The sequence below is a fragment of the Serratia sp. X3 genome, from assembly GCF_014982455.1.
Lineage (GTDB): Bacteria > Pseudomonadota > Gammaproteobacteria > Enterobacterales > Enterobacteriaceae > Serratia > Serratia ureilytica.
Genome location: NZ_JADCNB010000001.1, coordinates 1,633,292 through 1,647,649 on the forward strand (window position 1 = coordinate 1,633,292; position 14,358 = coordinate 1,647,649).

16 protein-coding genes are annotated in these 14,358 nt (G+C 59.7%); 11 read left to right on the plus strand and 5 right to left on the minus strand.

What is annotated here, in order from left to right; translation table 11 throughout:
• Window positions 1-87: 87 nt before the first annotated feature.
• The 9 genes from rsmF (at window position 88) to IMX17_RS07765 (ending at window position 8,787) form a co-directional block, all read left to right on the plus strand.
• Window positions 88-1,524, plus strand: a complete 1,437-nt coding sequence (rsmF, locus tag IMX17_RS07725; protein WP_193549573.1) for a 16S rRNA (cytosine(1407)-C(5))-methyltransferase RsmF — start codon at window positions 88-90, stop codon at window positions 1,522-1,524.
• Between the two features lie 265 nt (window positions 1,525-1,789).
• A complete protein-coding gene (locus tag IMX17_RS07730; RefSeq protein ID WP_046898539.1) occupies window positions 1,790-2,326 on the plus strand; it encodes a spore coat protein U domain-containing protein in 537 nt (178 codons plus the stop codon).
• A gap of 273 nt (window positions 2,327-2,599) precedes the next feature.
• Window positions 2,600-3,136 (plus strand): spore coat protein U domain-containing protein, encoded by a 537-nt coding sequence (locus IMX17_RS07735; RefSeq protein ID WP_046686938.1) that lies wholly within the window; start codon window positions 2,600-2,602, stop codon window positions 3,134-3,136.
• A 2-nt stretch (window positions 3,137-3,138) separates the two neighbouring features.
• Window positions 3,139-3,642, plus strand: a complete 504-nt coding sequence (locus IMX17_RS07740) for a spore coat U domain-containing protein (protein ID WP_046898540.1) — start codon at window positions 3,139-3,141, stop codon at window positions 3,640-3,642.
• Window positions 3,643-3,662: 20 nt separating this feature from the next.
• Window positions 3,663-4,178 (plus strand): spore coat U domain-containing protein, encoded by a 516-nt coding sequence (locus tag IMX17_RS07745; RefSeq protein ID WP_370571131.1) that lies wholly within the window; start codon window positions 3,663-3,665, stop codon window positions 4,176-4,178.
• Between the two features lie 20 nt (window positions 4,179-4,198).
• Window positions 4,199-4,966 carry a molecular chaperone gene (locus IMX17_RS07750; RefSeq protein WP_094142178.1) on the plus strand — a complete coding sequence of 256 codons (768 nt, stop codon included), beginning with the start codon at window positions 4,199-4,201 and terminating at the stop codon, window positions 4,964-4,966.
• Window positions 4,967-4,988: 22 nt separating this feature from the next.
• Complete coding sequence (locus IMX17_RS07755; RefSeq protein ID WP_370570999.1) at window positions 4,989-7,460, plus strand: fimbria/pilus outer membrane usher protein; 2,472 nt, start codon at window positions 4,989-4,991, stop codon at window positions 7,458-7,460.
• A gap of 16 nt (window positions 7,461-7,476) precedes the next feature.
• Window positions 7,477-8,412 carry a spore coat protein U domain-containing protein gene (locus IMX17_RS07760; protein ID WP_193549576.1) on the plus strand — a complete coding sequence of 312 codons (936 nt, stop codon included), beginning with the start codon at window positions 7,477-7,479 and terminating at the stop codon, window positions 8,410-8,412.
• Window positions 8,413-8,547: 135 nt separating this feature from the next.
• On the plus strand, window positions 8,548-8,787 hold the full coding sequence (locus IMX17_RS07765) for a YebV family protein (RefSeq protein ID WP_193549577.1): 240 nt from the start codon (window positions 8,548-8,550) through the stop codon (window positions 8,785-8,787).
• A 54-nt stretch (window positions 8,788-8,841) separates the two neighbouring features.
• Here IMX17_RS07765 and IMX17_RS07770 read toward each other — a convergent pair whose 3' ends face one another.
• Together IMX17_RS07770 and IMX17_RS07775 are read right to left on the minus strand one after the other, a co-directional pair.
• Window positions 8,842-9,441: a C39 family peptidase gene (locus IMX17_RS07770; RefSeq protein WP_046898541.1), complete on the minus strand. Its 600-nt coding sequence runs from the start codon at window positions 9,439-9,441 to the stop codon at window positions 8,842-8,844.
• 4 nt (window positions 9,442-9,445) lie between these two features.
• Complete coding sequence (locus IMX17_RS07775; protein ID WP_033638276.1) at window positions 9,446-9,838, minus strand: ASCH domain-containing protein; 393 nt, start codon at window positions 9,836-9,838, stop codon at window positions 9,446-9,448.
• A gap of 336 nt (window positions 9,839-10,174) precedes the next feature.
• On the opposite strand from IMX17_RS07775, the gene yniD reads away from it, so the two are divergent.
• Window positions 10,175-10,267, plus strand: coding sequence for a small membrane protein YniD (yniD, locus tag IMX17_RS25205; protein ID WP_016928013.1), 93 nt, complete (start codon window positions 10,175-10,177; stop codon window positions 10,265-10,267).
• Window positions 10,268-10,305: 38 nt separating this feature from the next.
• On the opposite strand, the gene IMX17_RS07780 is transcribed toward yniD, so the two are convergent.
• Window positions 10,306-10,458, minus strand: coding sequence for a hypothetical protein (locus IMX17_RS07780; RefSeq protein ID WP_162837208.1), 153 nt, complete (start codon window positions 10,456-10,458; stop codon window positions 10,306-10,308).
• A gap of 159 nt (window positions 10,459-10,617) precedes the next feature.
• Between IMX17_RS07780 and IMX17_RS07785 the strand changes: the two genes are divergently transcribed.
• Window positions 10,618-10,827, plus strand: a complete 210-nt coding sequence (locus IMX17_RS07785) for a hypothetical protein (protein WP_004931526.1) — start codon at window positions 10,618-10,620, stop codon at window positions 10,825-10,827.
• Between the two features lie 146 nt (window positions 10,828-10,973).
• Here the strand turns inward: IMX17_RS07785 and IMX17_RS07790 are convergent, their stop codons facing one another.
• Both IMX17_RS07790 and IMX17_RS07795 read right to left on the minus strand, forming a co-directional pair.
• Window positions 10,974-12,392, minus strand: coding sequence for a serralysin family metalloprotease (locus IMX17_RS07790; RefSeq protein WP_182264599.1), 1,419 nt, complete (start codon window positions 12,390-12,392; stop codon window positions 10,974-10,976).
• A 328-nt stretch (window positions 12,393-12,720) separates the two neighbouring features.
• Entirely contained in the window at window positions 12,721-14,064 is a 1,344-nt protein-coding gene (locus IMX17_RS07795) for a 2-hydroxycarboxylate transporter family protein (RefSeq protein ID WP_033642832.1), read from the minus strand.
• Between the last annotated feature and the right edge of the window lie 294 nt (window positions 14,065-14,358).

Here is a 14,358-nt window from a genome sequence, read left to right on the forward strand (position 1 = left end):
CAGGGCCCGGCAATGCCGGGCCCTGTTTTTTTCCGCTTTGTGATAAACTCTCGCCCTTGTCTTTATTGCACCCTGAGAGTTCGCCCCGTGGCCAAATCCACCGCCGTTTTTCTGCCCCCCGCTTTCCTTGACGCCACCCGCGCCATCATGCCCGCCGAACTGGCGATGGACGATTTTATCGCCGCCTGCCAGCGCCCGCTGCGCCGTAGCCTGCGCGTCAACACGCTGAAAATCAGCGTCGCCGACTTCCTGGCGCTGGTGCAGGATTACGACTGGCGATTGGAGCCCATTCCCTGGTGCGCGGAAGGGTTCTGGATCGAGCGCGACGATGAAGAACTGCGATTAGGCAGCGCCGCCGAACATTTGAGCGGTCTGTTCTACATTCAGGAGGCCAGCTCGATGCTGCCGGTCAGCGCGCTGTTCGCCGGCGGCGCAGCGCCCCATCGGGTGCTGGACGTGGCGGCCGCGCCGGGCTCCAAAACCACCCAGATCGCCGCGTTGATGGATAATCAGGGCGGCATCGTCGCCAACGAATACTCCGCCAGCCGGGTGAAAGTGCTGCACGCCAATATCAGCCGCTGCGGCGTGAAGAACACGGCGCTGACCCACTTCGACGGCCGGGTGTTCGGCGCCGCGCTGCCGGAGAGTTTCGACGCCATTCTGCTCGACGCCCCCTGCTCCGGCGAAGGCGTGGTGCGCAAAGATCCAGACGCTATGAGCAACTGGTCGCCGGAAAGCGTGACCGAAATCGCCGCCACCCAGCGCGAGCTGATCGACAGTGCGTTTCATGCGCTGGCGCCGGGCGGCGTGATGGTTTATTCCACCTGCACCCTCAATGCGCAGGAAAATCAGCAGGTGGTGCGCTGGCTGCTGGACACCTATGGCGACGCGGTCAGCATCGAGCCGCTGGGTGAGCTGTTCCCCGGCGCCGACAAGGCGTTGACCGCCGAGGGCTTCCTGCACGTCTTCCCGCAGATTTACGACAGCGAAGGGTTTTTCGTCGCCCGCCTGCGTAAACAGCGCGCCGTGGCGCCGTTGGCGAAGCCGACCTATAAAGTTGGGAAATTCCCGTTCAGCCCGCTGTCCGGCAAAGAGGCGGCGCTGGTCGCCCAAGCCGCCGCCGCATCCGGCTTAACCTGGGGCGATGACAGCCGGCTGTGGGAGCGCGACAAGGAAATCTGGCTGTTCCCGGCCGAGCTGGAGCCGCTGTTCGGCAAAGTGCGCTTCTCGCGTATCGGCCTCAAGCTGGCGGAGCGCTTCCCGAAAGGGTTCCGTTGGCAGCATGAAGCGGCCATCGCCCTCGCGGGCGCCGACGGCAAACAGCATTTCGAGCTGGACGCCGCGCTGGCCCAGGAGTGGTATCACGGCCGCGATCTCTACCCTGAGCAGCCGCCGGCGGGCGACGAGTGCATCGTCACCTATCAGGGGCAACCGCTGGGCATCGCCAAACGCATCGGCAGCCGCATCAAGAACAACCTGCCGCGCGAGCTGGTGCGCGACGGCGCGCTGGATTTTCACCTGTAATCGCCCTGGCGCCGGGGAGCCGCTTTCCCCGGCGATAAATAAAGATAACAATATTCCCATCACCATTCGTTATTATTCTAATCATTTCACCATCACGTTATTTCACCCGCGCACGTTTGCCCTGTGCCAATTAAAAAGTTTTGACCTTTGATAAAGACAATTTCACGTTCTTATCCTATTAATTTAAATGTAAGTAAATAAATGCGTGCAACTCAGCTCTGGGTGGCGTTTTTGCGGACTTTCTCTGACATGGCAAGGAATCATGATGAAAAAAACTCTGCTGGTTTTGCTCTCGTTAACACCTCTGCTGTGCATCAGCGGCGCAGCCAACGCAGCGGGCACCATTCAGGGCACGGTGGGCGTCACTTTGACCATCGGCGCCGGCTGCGTGGTCACCGGCGGCAACAGCTCCGGCACCACCAACGACTTTGGTTCCATCAGTTTCGGCACCTACTCGTCGCTGGCTAACGTCATCACCGCCAGCGCCACCGGTAGCGGCGGCACCGGCACCTTGGGGCTGAACTGCACCACTGGCACCAACTACACCGTGGCGCTGGACAACGGCCTCAACGCCTCCGGCAGCCAGCGGCGCATGGCCAGCGGCGTGCCCGCCTACATCAGCTATAACCTCTATCAGGACAGCGCCCACGCCGTGCCGTGGAACAGCACCACCGGCGTGCTGACCGGCACCGGCACCGGTTCAGCGGTCCCGCTGATCGTCTACGGTCTGGTGCCCGCCGCAGGCACCACCCCGGCCGCCGGCGTGTACAGCGATACCGTCACCATGACCGTGACCTGGTGATGCCTGCCGACACGGGGCGCCACCACGGCGCTCCGTTATTCATTAATATAATAATATTCCTATCCACCATCTCGTTGTCTCAAACACGATTCCCCCTGATGTGTTTACGCTGCACTCAACCTGCGATCTCGCTTAAAAATAAATAAAATTTTTAATCTTTCCGCAAGACATTCTCCCGTTCTTATTCTATTAATTAATCTGTAAATAGATTAATGCATTTGACTCATTTTTCGGGCTTTTTGGCAGGCTTCTCTACTACGGCAAGGAACCATGATGAAAAAGACTCTGGCGGCATTAACCTCGGCAGCGGCCCTGCTGTGCACCTCTGGCGCCGCCTTTGCGGCAGGCACCATTCAGGGCACGCTGGGCGTCACTTTAACCATCGGCGCCGGCTGCGTCGTTACCGGCGGCAACAGCTCCGGCACCACCAACAACTTCGGCTCCATCAGCTTCGGCACCTACTCGTCGCTGGCTAACGTCATCACCGCCAGCGCCACCGGCAGCGGCGGCACCGGCACCCTGGGGCTGAACTGCACCACCGGCACCAACTACACCGTGGCGCTGGACAACGGCCTCAACGCCTCCGGTAGCCAGCGGCGCATGGCCAGCAGCGTGCCCGCCTACATCAGCTATAACCTCTACCAGGACAGCGCCCACGCCGTGCCGTGGAACAGCACCACCGGCGTACTGACCGGCACCGGCACCGGCTCGGCGGTCCCGTTGATCGTCTATGGTCTGGTGCCCGCCGCGGGCACCACCCCGGCGGCAGGCGCGTACAGCGATACCGTCACCATGACCGTCACCTGGTAAGCATGACGCGCCTGGCCGTCACCTGCATGCTGCTGTCGTTGGCGGGCGCTTGCCGCGCCGACGTCAGCACTGCGACGGTCGGCGTCAGCGCTACCTTGGTCAAATCCTGTGTCGCAGGCACCACCAGCGGCGGCAACACCACGTTCGGCACTTTTAACTTCGGCACGGTCTATTTCCTCAATACGGCGATAAAAGTGACCGGCCAGGCAAACGCCGGCGCACTGCAGATCAACTGCAACAACGGCACCAGTTACACGGTGCTGCTCAGCGGCGGACAGAGCGGCAATACCGCTTCGCGCTATCTGCAAAGCGCGGCGGGCGCCCGCGTGAACTACAACCTGTATACCAGCGCCAGCTACGCCACCGTCTGGGATAACGTCACCGGCGTGACGCAGACCGCCACCGGCCAAAGCGTCTGGCTGCCGGTGTACGGCATGATCCCGGTACAAACGACGCCAGCGACGGGCACTTATACGGACACGGTACAGGTGACGATAAATTGGTGATTAACGGAACGCTGCGCACCCTGCTGCTGACGGCGCTGCTCGGCGCGCCGGCGGCACATGCCGATACCGTCAGCCAAAACTTCACGGTAAACGCTTCGATCATCAAAGGCTGCGTGCTTGGCAGCGGCATCACCAACGTCACCTCGTTCGGCAGCATGAGCTTCGGCCAGGTGGCGTCTTTAAGCAGCCCGATAAAAATTGTCTCGAGCGCCGGCGCCGGCTCAATCCTGATCCGCTGCAACCCCGGGCTCAGCGTCACCCTGGGATTGAACGTCGGCAATAACGTGACCGGCTCCATCGCCGGCGGGCGCAAGCTGTTGAACTCGGTCACCTCGGAAACGCTGATTTACCAGCTCTACCAGGATGCCAACTACGCCGTTTTGTGGGGAGACGGCGGCAACGGCGGCGCCGCCCAAACCGTCTCCTCCACCGGCAGTACGCAGGAAATAAAAATCTACGCCAGTTTAATGGCGAGCAGCACCTTGCCCACCAGCGGCACCTACAACGATACGGTCTTAGTGACGGTGAGTTATTGAGCTTTTAAAAGGATCACATTATGCGTAGTACTCTGCTTCGCCTGCCCCTGCTGGCAGGATTGTTGTTAGCCGGCCAGCCGCAGGCCTTCGCCGCCGCCTCCATTCTGATTTGGCCCATCGATCCGGTTATTGAAGACAACCAGCAGGCGACGGCCCTGTGGCTGGAAAACCGCGACAGCAAGCCGGTTTACATGCAAATTCGCGTGCTGGGCTGGCAACAAACCGGCGGTAAGGACGATTACCGCAACCAGAGCGAGGTGCTCGCCAGCCCGCCGGTCGCCACCATTCTCCCCGGCAAACGCCAACTGATTCGCCTGATCAAGCAGACGCCGGCCGCCGCCGGACAAGAGCGGGCTTACCGCATCCTGGTCGATGAAGTGCCGATCAAAGATAAAGATGGCGCAGCGCCCGACAAAGGCGCGCAGATGGGGCTGAAATTCCAGATGCGTTATTCGGTGCCGCTGTTCGTCAGCGGCAAAGGCGTCTGGACCAAGCAAGACTTCGAACACCCGCGCGACTACGCCACCGCCAACCAGCCGAAGCTCAGCTACCGGCTGCTGCAACAAAACAGCCAGCGCTGGCTCGACGTGCGCAATGACGGCATCGTGCATGCTCGTCTGTCGCAGGTCAGCATTCAGGGCAAGCCGCTCAACAACGGGCTGCTGGGCTATGTGCTGCCGGGTGCGCAAATGCGCTTCGCCCTGCCGCCGTCGGGCAGTTTCGCCGCCGGCAAGCTGCAGGCGATGGTCAACGACAACAAGCAGCCCGTAACCCTTCCGTCTTACTGAGCCCGAGGCGCAGGTGATGCGGATGTCGCCATCGCCCTCACGCGGCATGCAGCTCAAGCCGCTGGCCCTGGCCGTACTCTGTATGGCGGTAGAACTGTGCCCGCCGCCTGCTGCCGCCGACGATTTGCCACCGCCGCCCCGCGCCGTCAGCATGCCGGATACCACGCTGTATCTGGAGCCGGTGGTGAACGGCCGCCCGACCGGCAAAGTCGTGCCGGTCGCCTACCGCGGCGGCCATTACTATTTAACGCCTCAGCAGCTGATCGATGCCGGCCTGCCGGTGACGGACAAACAGGTGAAAGAGATCGCCGTCGATCAACTGGATAAGGTCGACGTCACCTACAGCGGCGAAACGCAGCAGTTGCTGATCTCGGTGCCCAACGACTGGCTCCCCAGGCAAACCCTCGGCGACGCCAACCCGGAGCAGCGGCTGCCGGCGCAAAGCAGCCTGGGCTTCTTGCTGAATTACGACGCCTACGTCAGCCAAAGCGGCGGACGCGGCAATCCGGGCTATTTTTCCGCCTGGAGCGAACAGCGGCTGTTCGACGGCTTCGGCGTTATCGCCAACACCGGCATTTTCCGCAGCAGCTTCAACGGCGAGACCGCCGCGCAGCAGAACAATCGCTATATCCGCTACGACAGCAGCTGGCGCTACAGCGACGACGACACCATGCTCAGCTATACCGCCGGCGATCTCACGACCGGCTCGCTGCCCTGGACCAGTTCGGTGCGCGTCGGCGGTCTGCAGGTGGCGCGTAATTTCGCCACGCGGCCGGATCTCATTACCTACCCGCTGCCGCAGTTCTCCGGCCAGGCCGCCGTGCCGAGCAGCGTCGATCTGTACATCAACAGCTATAAAAACACCTCCGCCAACGTGAATCCCGGCCCGTTCACCCTGAATACCGTGCCCTATATCAACGGCGCCGGTCAGGCGACGGTGGTGACGACCGATGCGCTCGGCCGCCAGATCAGCACGACGGTGCCGTTCTATGTCGCCAGTTCGCTGCTGCAGGCCGGGTTGAGCGATTTCAGCCTGTCGGCAGGCGCGCTGCGCCAAAACTACGGTTACCGATCTGCGGACTACGGCCAGTGGGTGGCCAGCGGCAGCGGGCGTTACGGCGTCACCGACTGGCTCACGATCGAAGGGCGGGCGGAAGGTGCGGCGGAGTTGGCGGTCACCGGCGCCGGCGCCGGCGTGCGCATCGGGCAGTTAGGGGTGCTCAACGCCTCCTACAGCTACAGCCAGGCGGGCCGCGACGCTTTCAACGCCCCGCCGGTCACGCCGCGGTATTACGATCCGGTCACCGGCCAACCGGTGCAGCAACCGGATGCCGAGCCGGTCTATCAGTACGCCGGCCGCCACGGCGATCAAACCAGCCTGAGCTACACCTACAGCAATCAGTATTTCAGCCTCAACGCTCAACGGGTGCTGCGCAGCGCGGACTTTGGCGATCTTTCCACCTATAAGAGCAGCTATCGGCTGAGCCGCCGCACCGATCAGCTGACCGGCAGCATCGGCCTGAGCCGCTTCGGCAGCCTGGGCGCCGGTTATTTCGACGTGCGCGACGCCATCGGCCAGCGCACTCGCCTGGTCAACCTGTCGTACAGCCTGACGCTGTGGCGCAACATCAGCCTGTACGCCTCGGCGAACCGCGAGATTGGCGGTGACGGTTACAGCTCTCAGCTGCAGATCAGCATTCCGTTCGATACCTGGGGCACCGCCAACGTCAGCACCGCCCGCGACGCCGGCAACCGCTGGAGCGAACGCGTGGCTTACAGCCGCGCCGCGCCGACCGACGGCGGTTTCGGTTGGAATCTGGCCTATGCCGGCGGCCAGGGCAGCAACAGCGATTATCGTCAGGCGGATGTGACCTGGCGCACCTCGCTGTTGGAAACCCGCGCCGGGCTGTATGGCAACCGTAACGACTACACCCGCTGGGGCGAAGTCAGCGGTTCTCTGGTGGCGATGAACGGCGGCGTTTATGCCACCAACACCATCAACGATGCCTTCGCGCTGGTATCGACCGACGGCTACGCCGGCATTCCGGTCAGCTACGAGAACCAGCGCATCGGCGTCACCAACGACAAAGGTTATCTGCTGGTGCCCACCGTCACCTCGTATTACCACGCCAAGTTCCAAATCGACCCGCTCAATTTACCGGCGGACGTTAACCTGCCGGCGGTTGAAAAAACCGTCGCCATCCGCGATCACAGTGGCTACCTGGTCGAATTCCCCGTCCAGCGCCTGTCCGCCGCCGACGTGGAGCTGGTCGATGCGCAAGGCAAACCGCTGGCCAACGGCAGCCAGGTCGCGGTGCTCGGCGACAATCAACAAAGCTACGTCGGGTGGGATGGCATGACCTATATCGATCCGGTGCAGCAACACAACCGGTTAAGCGTAATCCCGGCCGACGGCGGCCCGCCGTGCCAGGTCAGTTTCAGCCTGGCCAACCCGCAGGGGCTGCAACGCGTCGGCCCTCTCGTCTGCCAGTAACACACGGAGAAGAAGAATGATGTCTCGGCAAGTGAAAATCTTTTTGGCGGCGCTGCTGTTGATGTGTGGACAACGCGCGCTGGCGGACTGCACCACCACCAACGGCACGGTTACCCTGCCCAGCAGCAACTCCTTCGCCGTCTACAACGGCCAGATAAGCGCCCAGGGCACCGCGGGGCTGAACTGCACCGGGCTCGGGCTCAATTTGCTGTCGCAAAACACCGTCACGGTCAAGATCGCTTCCACCACCAACAACATGGCTCTGCTGAATGGCAACGGCTCAGGCGATAAAATTTCTTATTTGATCTACCCGGATTCGAACTACCAGTATCCGTATAGCGTCGGCCAGACCATCGATTACAGCTCGCTGAATCTGCTGTCGCTGATCTTGATCTCAGCCAACGTCAACTTTCCGTTGTATATCAAAACCGTCGTCGGCGCGAACGTCAGCGCCGGCACCTATACCGATACCATCAACCTGGTGTGGAACTACCATATCTGCGGCCTGGGCGTGATAGGGCTTTGCATCTGGTGGGACGGCACCAATCAACCCAGCACCGTGACCGTCACGGCGGTCATCACCAAGAGTTGCCTGATCAATACCGCCAACAACGTCAACTTCGGCAGCATGGCCTTAGTGGGGCAATTCAATCCGATCAACCAAAGCATCACGCTGACCTGCACCAAATCCCAGTCTTACAGCTCCTACTTCACCAACGGCAACAATCCGATCACCGGCTGGCGGCGAATGATCAGCGGCACCAGCAACTTCCTGCAGTATCAGATCTATTTGCCCAATACCAGCACCGTGTGGAGCAGCACCAACGCGCAAAGCGGCACCGGCACTGGCCTGGCGCAAAGCATCCCCTTTACCGCCGCCGTCAATCCGGCGCAGACCGAAGTGCCGGTCGGCACCTATCAGGATAACGTCAGCTATGTCGTGACCTATTAGCGCGGCCGCTAGCCGCTCAGGAAGAATGTTGCCAAAATGTATTTTTTATGTGGCATTTTTTGCTCATTTGGCTATGCTCATACCGATGGCCTAACTGGTCTAACCTCCTACCACATCATTGAGCAAGGAGTTCCCATGAGCAAAACCGTCGTAAAAATTGGCAGCTTCGAGGTCGATGACGCGCATCTTCACACCACCGCCGACCGTGCAGGCACCCTGAGCATCCCCTGCAAGTCCGATCCGGATCTGTGCATGCAGCTCGACGGCTGGGATGAACACACCAGCATTCCGGCCATCCTCAACGGCAAGCAGTCGCTGCTGTACAAACAACACTACGATCGACAGACGGACGCCTGGGTGATGCGGGTGGCATGAAAATGCATCCAGTCGGCTGACGACGCGCTGCTTTATCAGAAACAGCGCGTTTTTTTATGCGATGGCGATGCCGCGGCCGGCAAAGAAGTGGGCGAAGCGGTTGAGTGACAGCTGTACTCGCTCGCGCGTCGCCGGGCTGTCGCCCGAAGGATTATGGAAGGTCACGCTTTGCGCATCGGCGGCGGTGATCAACACCAGATGCCCGCCCCGCTGCGGCGGTATACTCTCGGGCCGGCGAATGGCGGGATGCACCGAGGCGATAAAGTAGCGGCATTCATGAAGCAGCGCCGGCACATCGGCGGCCGCCATCCCCACCGTCACCTCCGCCTGCAGCGCGAACTGCTCGCGCACGTACTCGACGAACGGCGCGTAAATCAGGCCCTTTATCCGTTCACCCTCGCGCACATAGGCGCCGTAGGGCAGGCTGCGGCGCGCCAGTTCCAACAGCGGCGGCGCTTCACCATCGCGGTGGCCCAGCACCATTTTCAGGCAGGCCATGCCGCACACGTGGTTGGCCCACTCGACGTACTCCGCCCGATCGCGGGCGCCGCTGCGCGCCCAATTCTCGTCTTGCGCCAGCGTCGCGCGGCCGGCGATCAGATCGGCGGCCATCTCCGGGCTCGCCCACTGGCACTCGTAGGGAACGGCGCGCATCAGTTTAGAACTTGTCGACGACTTTGAAATTCATCAGCACCAGCGTCATGTCCGGCGAGAACAGATCGTACTCTTCGAAGAAGCGCTGCAGCTCTTTGCGCCAATGCGCCAGCGAACGGTCGCCCTCGCCTTCGGCAAAGGCGTGTGCTTCATCGACCTGATCGTAGGTTTTCATTTCCACCGCGGTCAGCTCAACCGCGCAGACCGGCTCTCCCTTGCCGTCCACCACCAGGAACCGATCGCCAGCCTGCGGAATGCCCTCGCCGTCCAGATTGGAGCAGGTCGCCGTTTTGGTGCCGTTCAAAATCAATTGCACCACTTCATCGGCCTGCTGTTCGGTATCGCCGAACGCCCAGCGCTCAAGGTGCTCGTATTTCTGTGGAATTGCCGTCGCCATGATTATACCTTTTGGAAAAATGCCTCAATGCAGACAGGATAGTACAACGTATTGGCGGCCGTCTGCATCCGTCACAAGCGCGACTGCGCGTTACGCCAGCGCCGTCTTTACGAGTTTTTACCGTTCTTCGCTGTGCCTTCAACGCTACGGGGCGCATACTGTGAACATTATTCACTCAATAGCAACGCCAGGCGGCAACATGCGGCAAGACGATTTCGATGCTGACGATACCTTCAGCGATTTACTCAACAGCGTCGCGTTGGCGACGCTGTTGCTCATCGCCATCGCCGGCGGATGGTATCTTAGTTAAGAGAGGGTGACGTGGCGACAAAACGCATGGGCAACAAGCTCAGTAAAATGGTGGTGGTGCTGCTGCTGATCTGCCTGGCGTTGCTGCTGTTGCGTTGGGCGGCGATAGCATTCGGTTAATCCCATAAAACGACGCCGGCCAGCCGCCGGCGCCCTGCTCACCGCCGCGGCGCCGCGGTCGGCTCCAGTAACTCGCGCAAATAGGCCAGACGCGCTTCCCCCTGTGGCAACCAGCGACGGCACAGCCAATGTTGCGTTTCACCCGTGCGGCTGAGGCGGTAGTACTCCGCCAAGGTTTCAACCCAGTTCATGATGTTTTCTCCTGCTTTTCGACACTGCCAGTATTGAGCGCAAAAACCAGAAGAAATACTGATGGCTTGTTTTTTATGCTTCCTGTTTTTGGCCGTCGGTAGCGAAGCCGCAGTTCAACTGCTACATTCGGCGAAAATCAACCCACCGAGGTGTAGGCCATGACGTTCTCGGAACAGGAGATTAAACCCGTATGGGATGAGGTCGCCCGCCTGATCGGCGACGGCGTGATGCAGCTGCGCCATCGCGGCGAAGCGCTGTCGGTGGAAACGCTGGAGAAACATCTGGCGCGGCAGTTGGCCGACAGCAACGACATCGAACGGCGTATCCTGCTCGGCGCCGCCATCAACATGCTGAAAGGCGGAAAATGAATCGCCAACCGAAAAGGTTGGCGATCCGACAGAAGCCCGAGGTATGCAAGCCCGGCCTTCTGCGCGCTACTATGTCACGCTAATATGACGTAATTAATAGGAATTGTCGGGTTTTTGCCCAAAACGCCCTATTTTTGTTGCCTGCATTACGCCAACACGAAATCGCTGGCATCCAGCGGCTGCCCCACCACTTTCACCAGGAAATCGTTGCCGTCAAAAGCGCCGCCCAGGTTGATCGCCACATCGCTGACGTGATTTTGCACATCGTAGCTCAGCTTCGCCTCGCCCGCCTTGCCGCTGAACTGATCGACGAAGCGGATGCCGTCGGCGCTGCCGGTGTTGAACAGCGTCAGATCGATCTTGTCCTCGCCGCGCACGAAGTCGCGGATCCAATCCGGCGCCGCCGCCGTCGACTCATCCGCCGCGAAGTAGACGAAGGTGTCCTTGCCGGCGCCGCCCCACAGCTGATCCGCCCCTTTACCGCCGTACAACACATCATCGCCCGCGCCGCCCTTGAGCACGTTATCGGCGGCGTTCCCGACCAGCACATCGTTACCCGCCCCGCCGATGGCGTTTTCAATCGTTACGCCCGCCGCGATCGACACGTTGCCTTTCAGGCCGCCGACGTCCGAGAACGCCTTTTCATTCAGGTTGATGCGCTGATTTTGGCCGAAGCCGGAGAAGTCGAAGGTGTCGTTGCCGCCGGCATCCCAGGCGGTGAAGATTATCTTGTCCTGCGCGCCGGTGGCGGTGAGGAAGTCGCGATCGGTGTTGGAATTGAAACCGTAAACCGTGTCGCCGGTGCGGGTGTTCATGTTGGCGCCGTAGAAATGCTGGATCGCCGTGATGTCATTGAGCAACGGCCCGGAAGAGTAGGCGCCTTTAAAGTCCTGCCCAGTGTTGCTTTCACTGAAATAGCTCATCAGGCTGTGGGCGCGGCTGTCTTCGAAGTAGGTCGCGTCTTTAGCGTAGGTGATGCTGACGCCCGGCGCGGCGTTATAGTCGCCCGGGTGTTGCAACCCCAGCGCATGACCGATCTCATGGGTGAAGGTCTGGCGGCCGTACTCGTTTTCATGGATCTGGTTGTTGACGAAGGTGTGGTTCTTGGCGTTATACCAGGTTTGACCGGCGACCGAAGGCGATGAATCCGGGTTATACGCAAAGGCATAGGAGCCGCGCGAGCTGTAATCGAACAGACCGAATTTGATGTTGGCGGCGGCGGTGTTGCTGGTCTCGGTGAAGGTGATGTTGGCCACGTCGGACCATGACTGCAGCGACAGTTTGGCCTGTTCGCGCTGTTCGGCGTTAAAGCTGCTGAAGCCGCTGATGCTCATGCTCGACATATTACCCGGCGCCTTTTCCCAGAAGCTGTAGGTCAGGGAGACCGGCTTTTCGGTCACGCCCTTGTCGTGCCAACTGCGATCGCCGCGCACCAGTTCCAGGCCGGCATTCTCGAACGTTTTCGACGGATGAAGCACGGTAATGGTGTCGTCTTCATCGGGTTTATAAGCGCCCAGCAGGGCTAATACGCCTTCGGCCTTAACGGAAGCATTGCTTGATGACATAACCTTATCTCCATATTCGTCAATTCAATCGGGGGGATGCCCCAACTGGCGGATTGCCTGAACGGCAGCGGCCCGGTGTTGAATCAATACGGGGATATCGGTAATGCGCTGGCGCCTTCCATCGGCACTCTGAATGAGAACGATAATCCCTTAAGAGAAGAGAATAGACACATTTTACCGAGAACAGATTTTTCTTATCAAAAGTGTGACAGGGATTTTCCGCCATACGAATGATTTTCAAGGTAATAATCAGCATTATTACGATGACGAAAAAAGTATAAAAAAACCGGGGCAATCCAACCCCGGTTATCCATAACACACTCTGGATTCAGACTAACCAACCGAGCAACAGCGTAGCGCCTATGACCGTGGAAGCGCCGCCGATGCGCGTGGCGATTTGGGCGAACGGCATCAGCCCCATGCGGTTGGACGCCGACAGGATCGCCACGTCGCCGGTGCCGCCCAGGCCGCTGTGACAGCAGGTGACGATCGCCGCTTCCACCGGGAACATCTTCAGGTAAGGCGCAATCAGGAAACTGACCAACCCCATCGACAGCACCACCGAGCCGCAGACCACCACATAGCCGACCGAGAACACCGCAACCACGCTTTCCAGCGGCACGTACAGCATGCCCAGACCGATCATCAGCGGCCACACCAGCGCGGTGGAGACGAACTTATAGAAACTGTGCGCGCCGGTCTCCATCGAAGCCGGGATCACCCGGCAGTATTTGCACAGCACCGCGAACAGGATCATCAGCACCGGGCCAGGGATATGCACGATATGCTCGAACAGGCCGCCGACGATAAAGAAGGCGCAGATCACCAGCAGCCCGCCGCCCATCAGTTGGAAATCGACGTTGCCGCTTTGCTCCTTGATGGCGAACATCGCGTTCTCCTGCGCCGAACGGATCAGCATGCCGTCGCCGCTCAGCGCCTTGCGCTGCATGCCGATGCGCGCCAGCACCCCGGCGGTCACGATGGCGAAGATATTACCCAGCACCGCCGCCGGCGCCAGCTGCGCGACGTAGACGTCCGGCGTCGATCCCAGGATCGCCGAATAGGCCAGCGACAGCGGTAAAATGCCCTCGCCGATGCCGCCACCGATGATCGGCACGATGATAAAGAAGAAGGTGTGATAGAAGGTGAAGCCGAACAGTTTCCCCACCAGCAGCCCGGTGATCACCGCCGTCACCGTGCCAACCACCAGCGGCACGAACATGCGAATCATCCCCTGGATCAGGATCACCCGGTTCATGCCGAGAATGCTGCCGACCACCAGACTGGCGATGACGAAATAAAGCAGGTTGGCGTCTTTCATCAGCAGGTGGACGGTGCCCATGACGTTGGGCTGGAACACGTTGAAGTAGACCAGCACCGACGGCACCATCAAACACAGAATGGCCGGCCCGCCGATATCGCGCAGCACGGGAATGCTTTTACCCAACTGCGCCAACGCAAAGCCCAGCGTCATTATCACCGCCAGGCCGCCGATCATATTCTTCGGCAGGAAGTTGGCGTAGGCGGAAATCGCCACGATGGCGCAAATCGTGATAAACAACGCGATCGGTACCGCACCGATATCTATTTGACGAAGTTGATTAATTAATCCTGATGATTCGGACGATGCCGTATTTTTATCACAGGCTATTTCTGCATTTATCTGTTTCATTATTCACCCTGCTGACAAGCGTACAGTACGGTTAGATTCACCTGGCGCAACAATCCCGCCATAGCCAAGTGAAAACAACTAATTACAAAAATCCTATTGCGGATTTCGCTTTTTCTAATAAGAAATAAAACAGTAGACAGCACTGACAATATGATAAAAAATAAAAATGCAAAACTAAATTACGCTGAGGGAATTCAATATTGTGACCCTCCGCCAAGGTTGGTTTTAATTAATTATCGTCAGCATTTTGTAATTAAAGTAATCAGGCTTAAATTCGCTGCTATGCTATAGGAG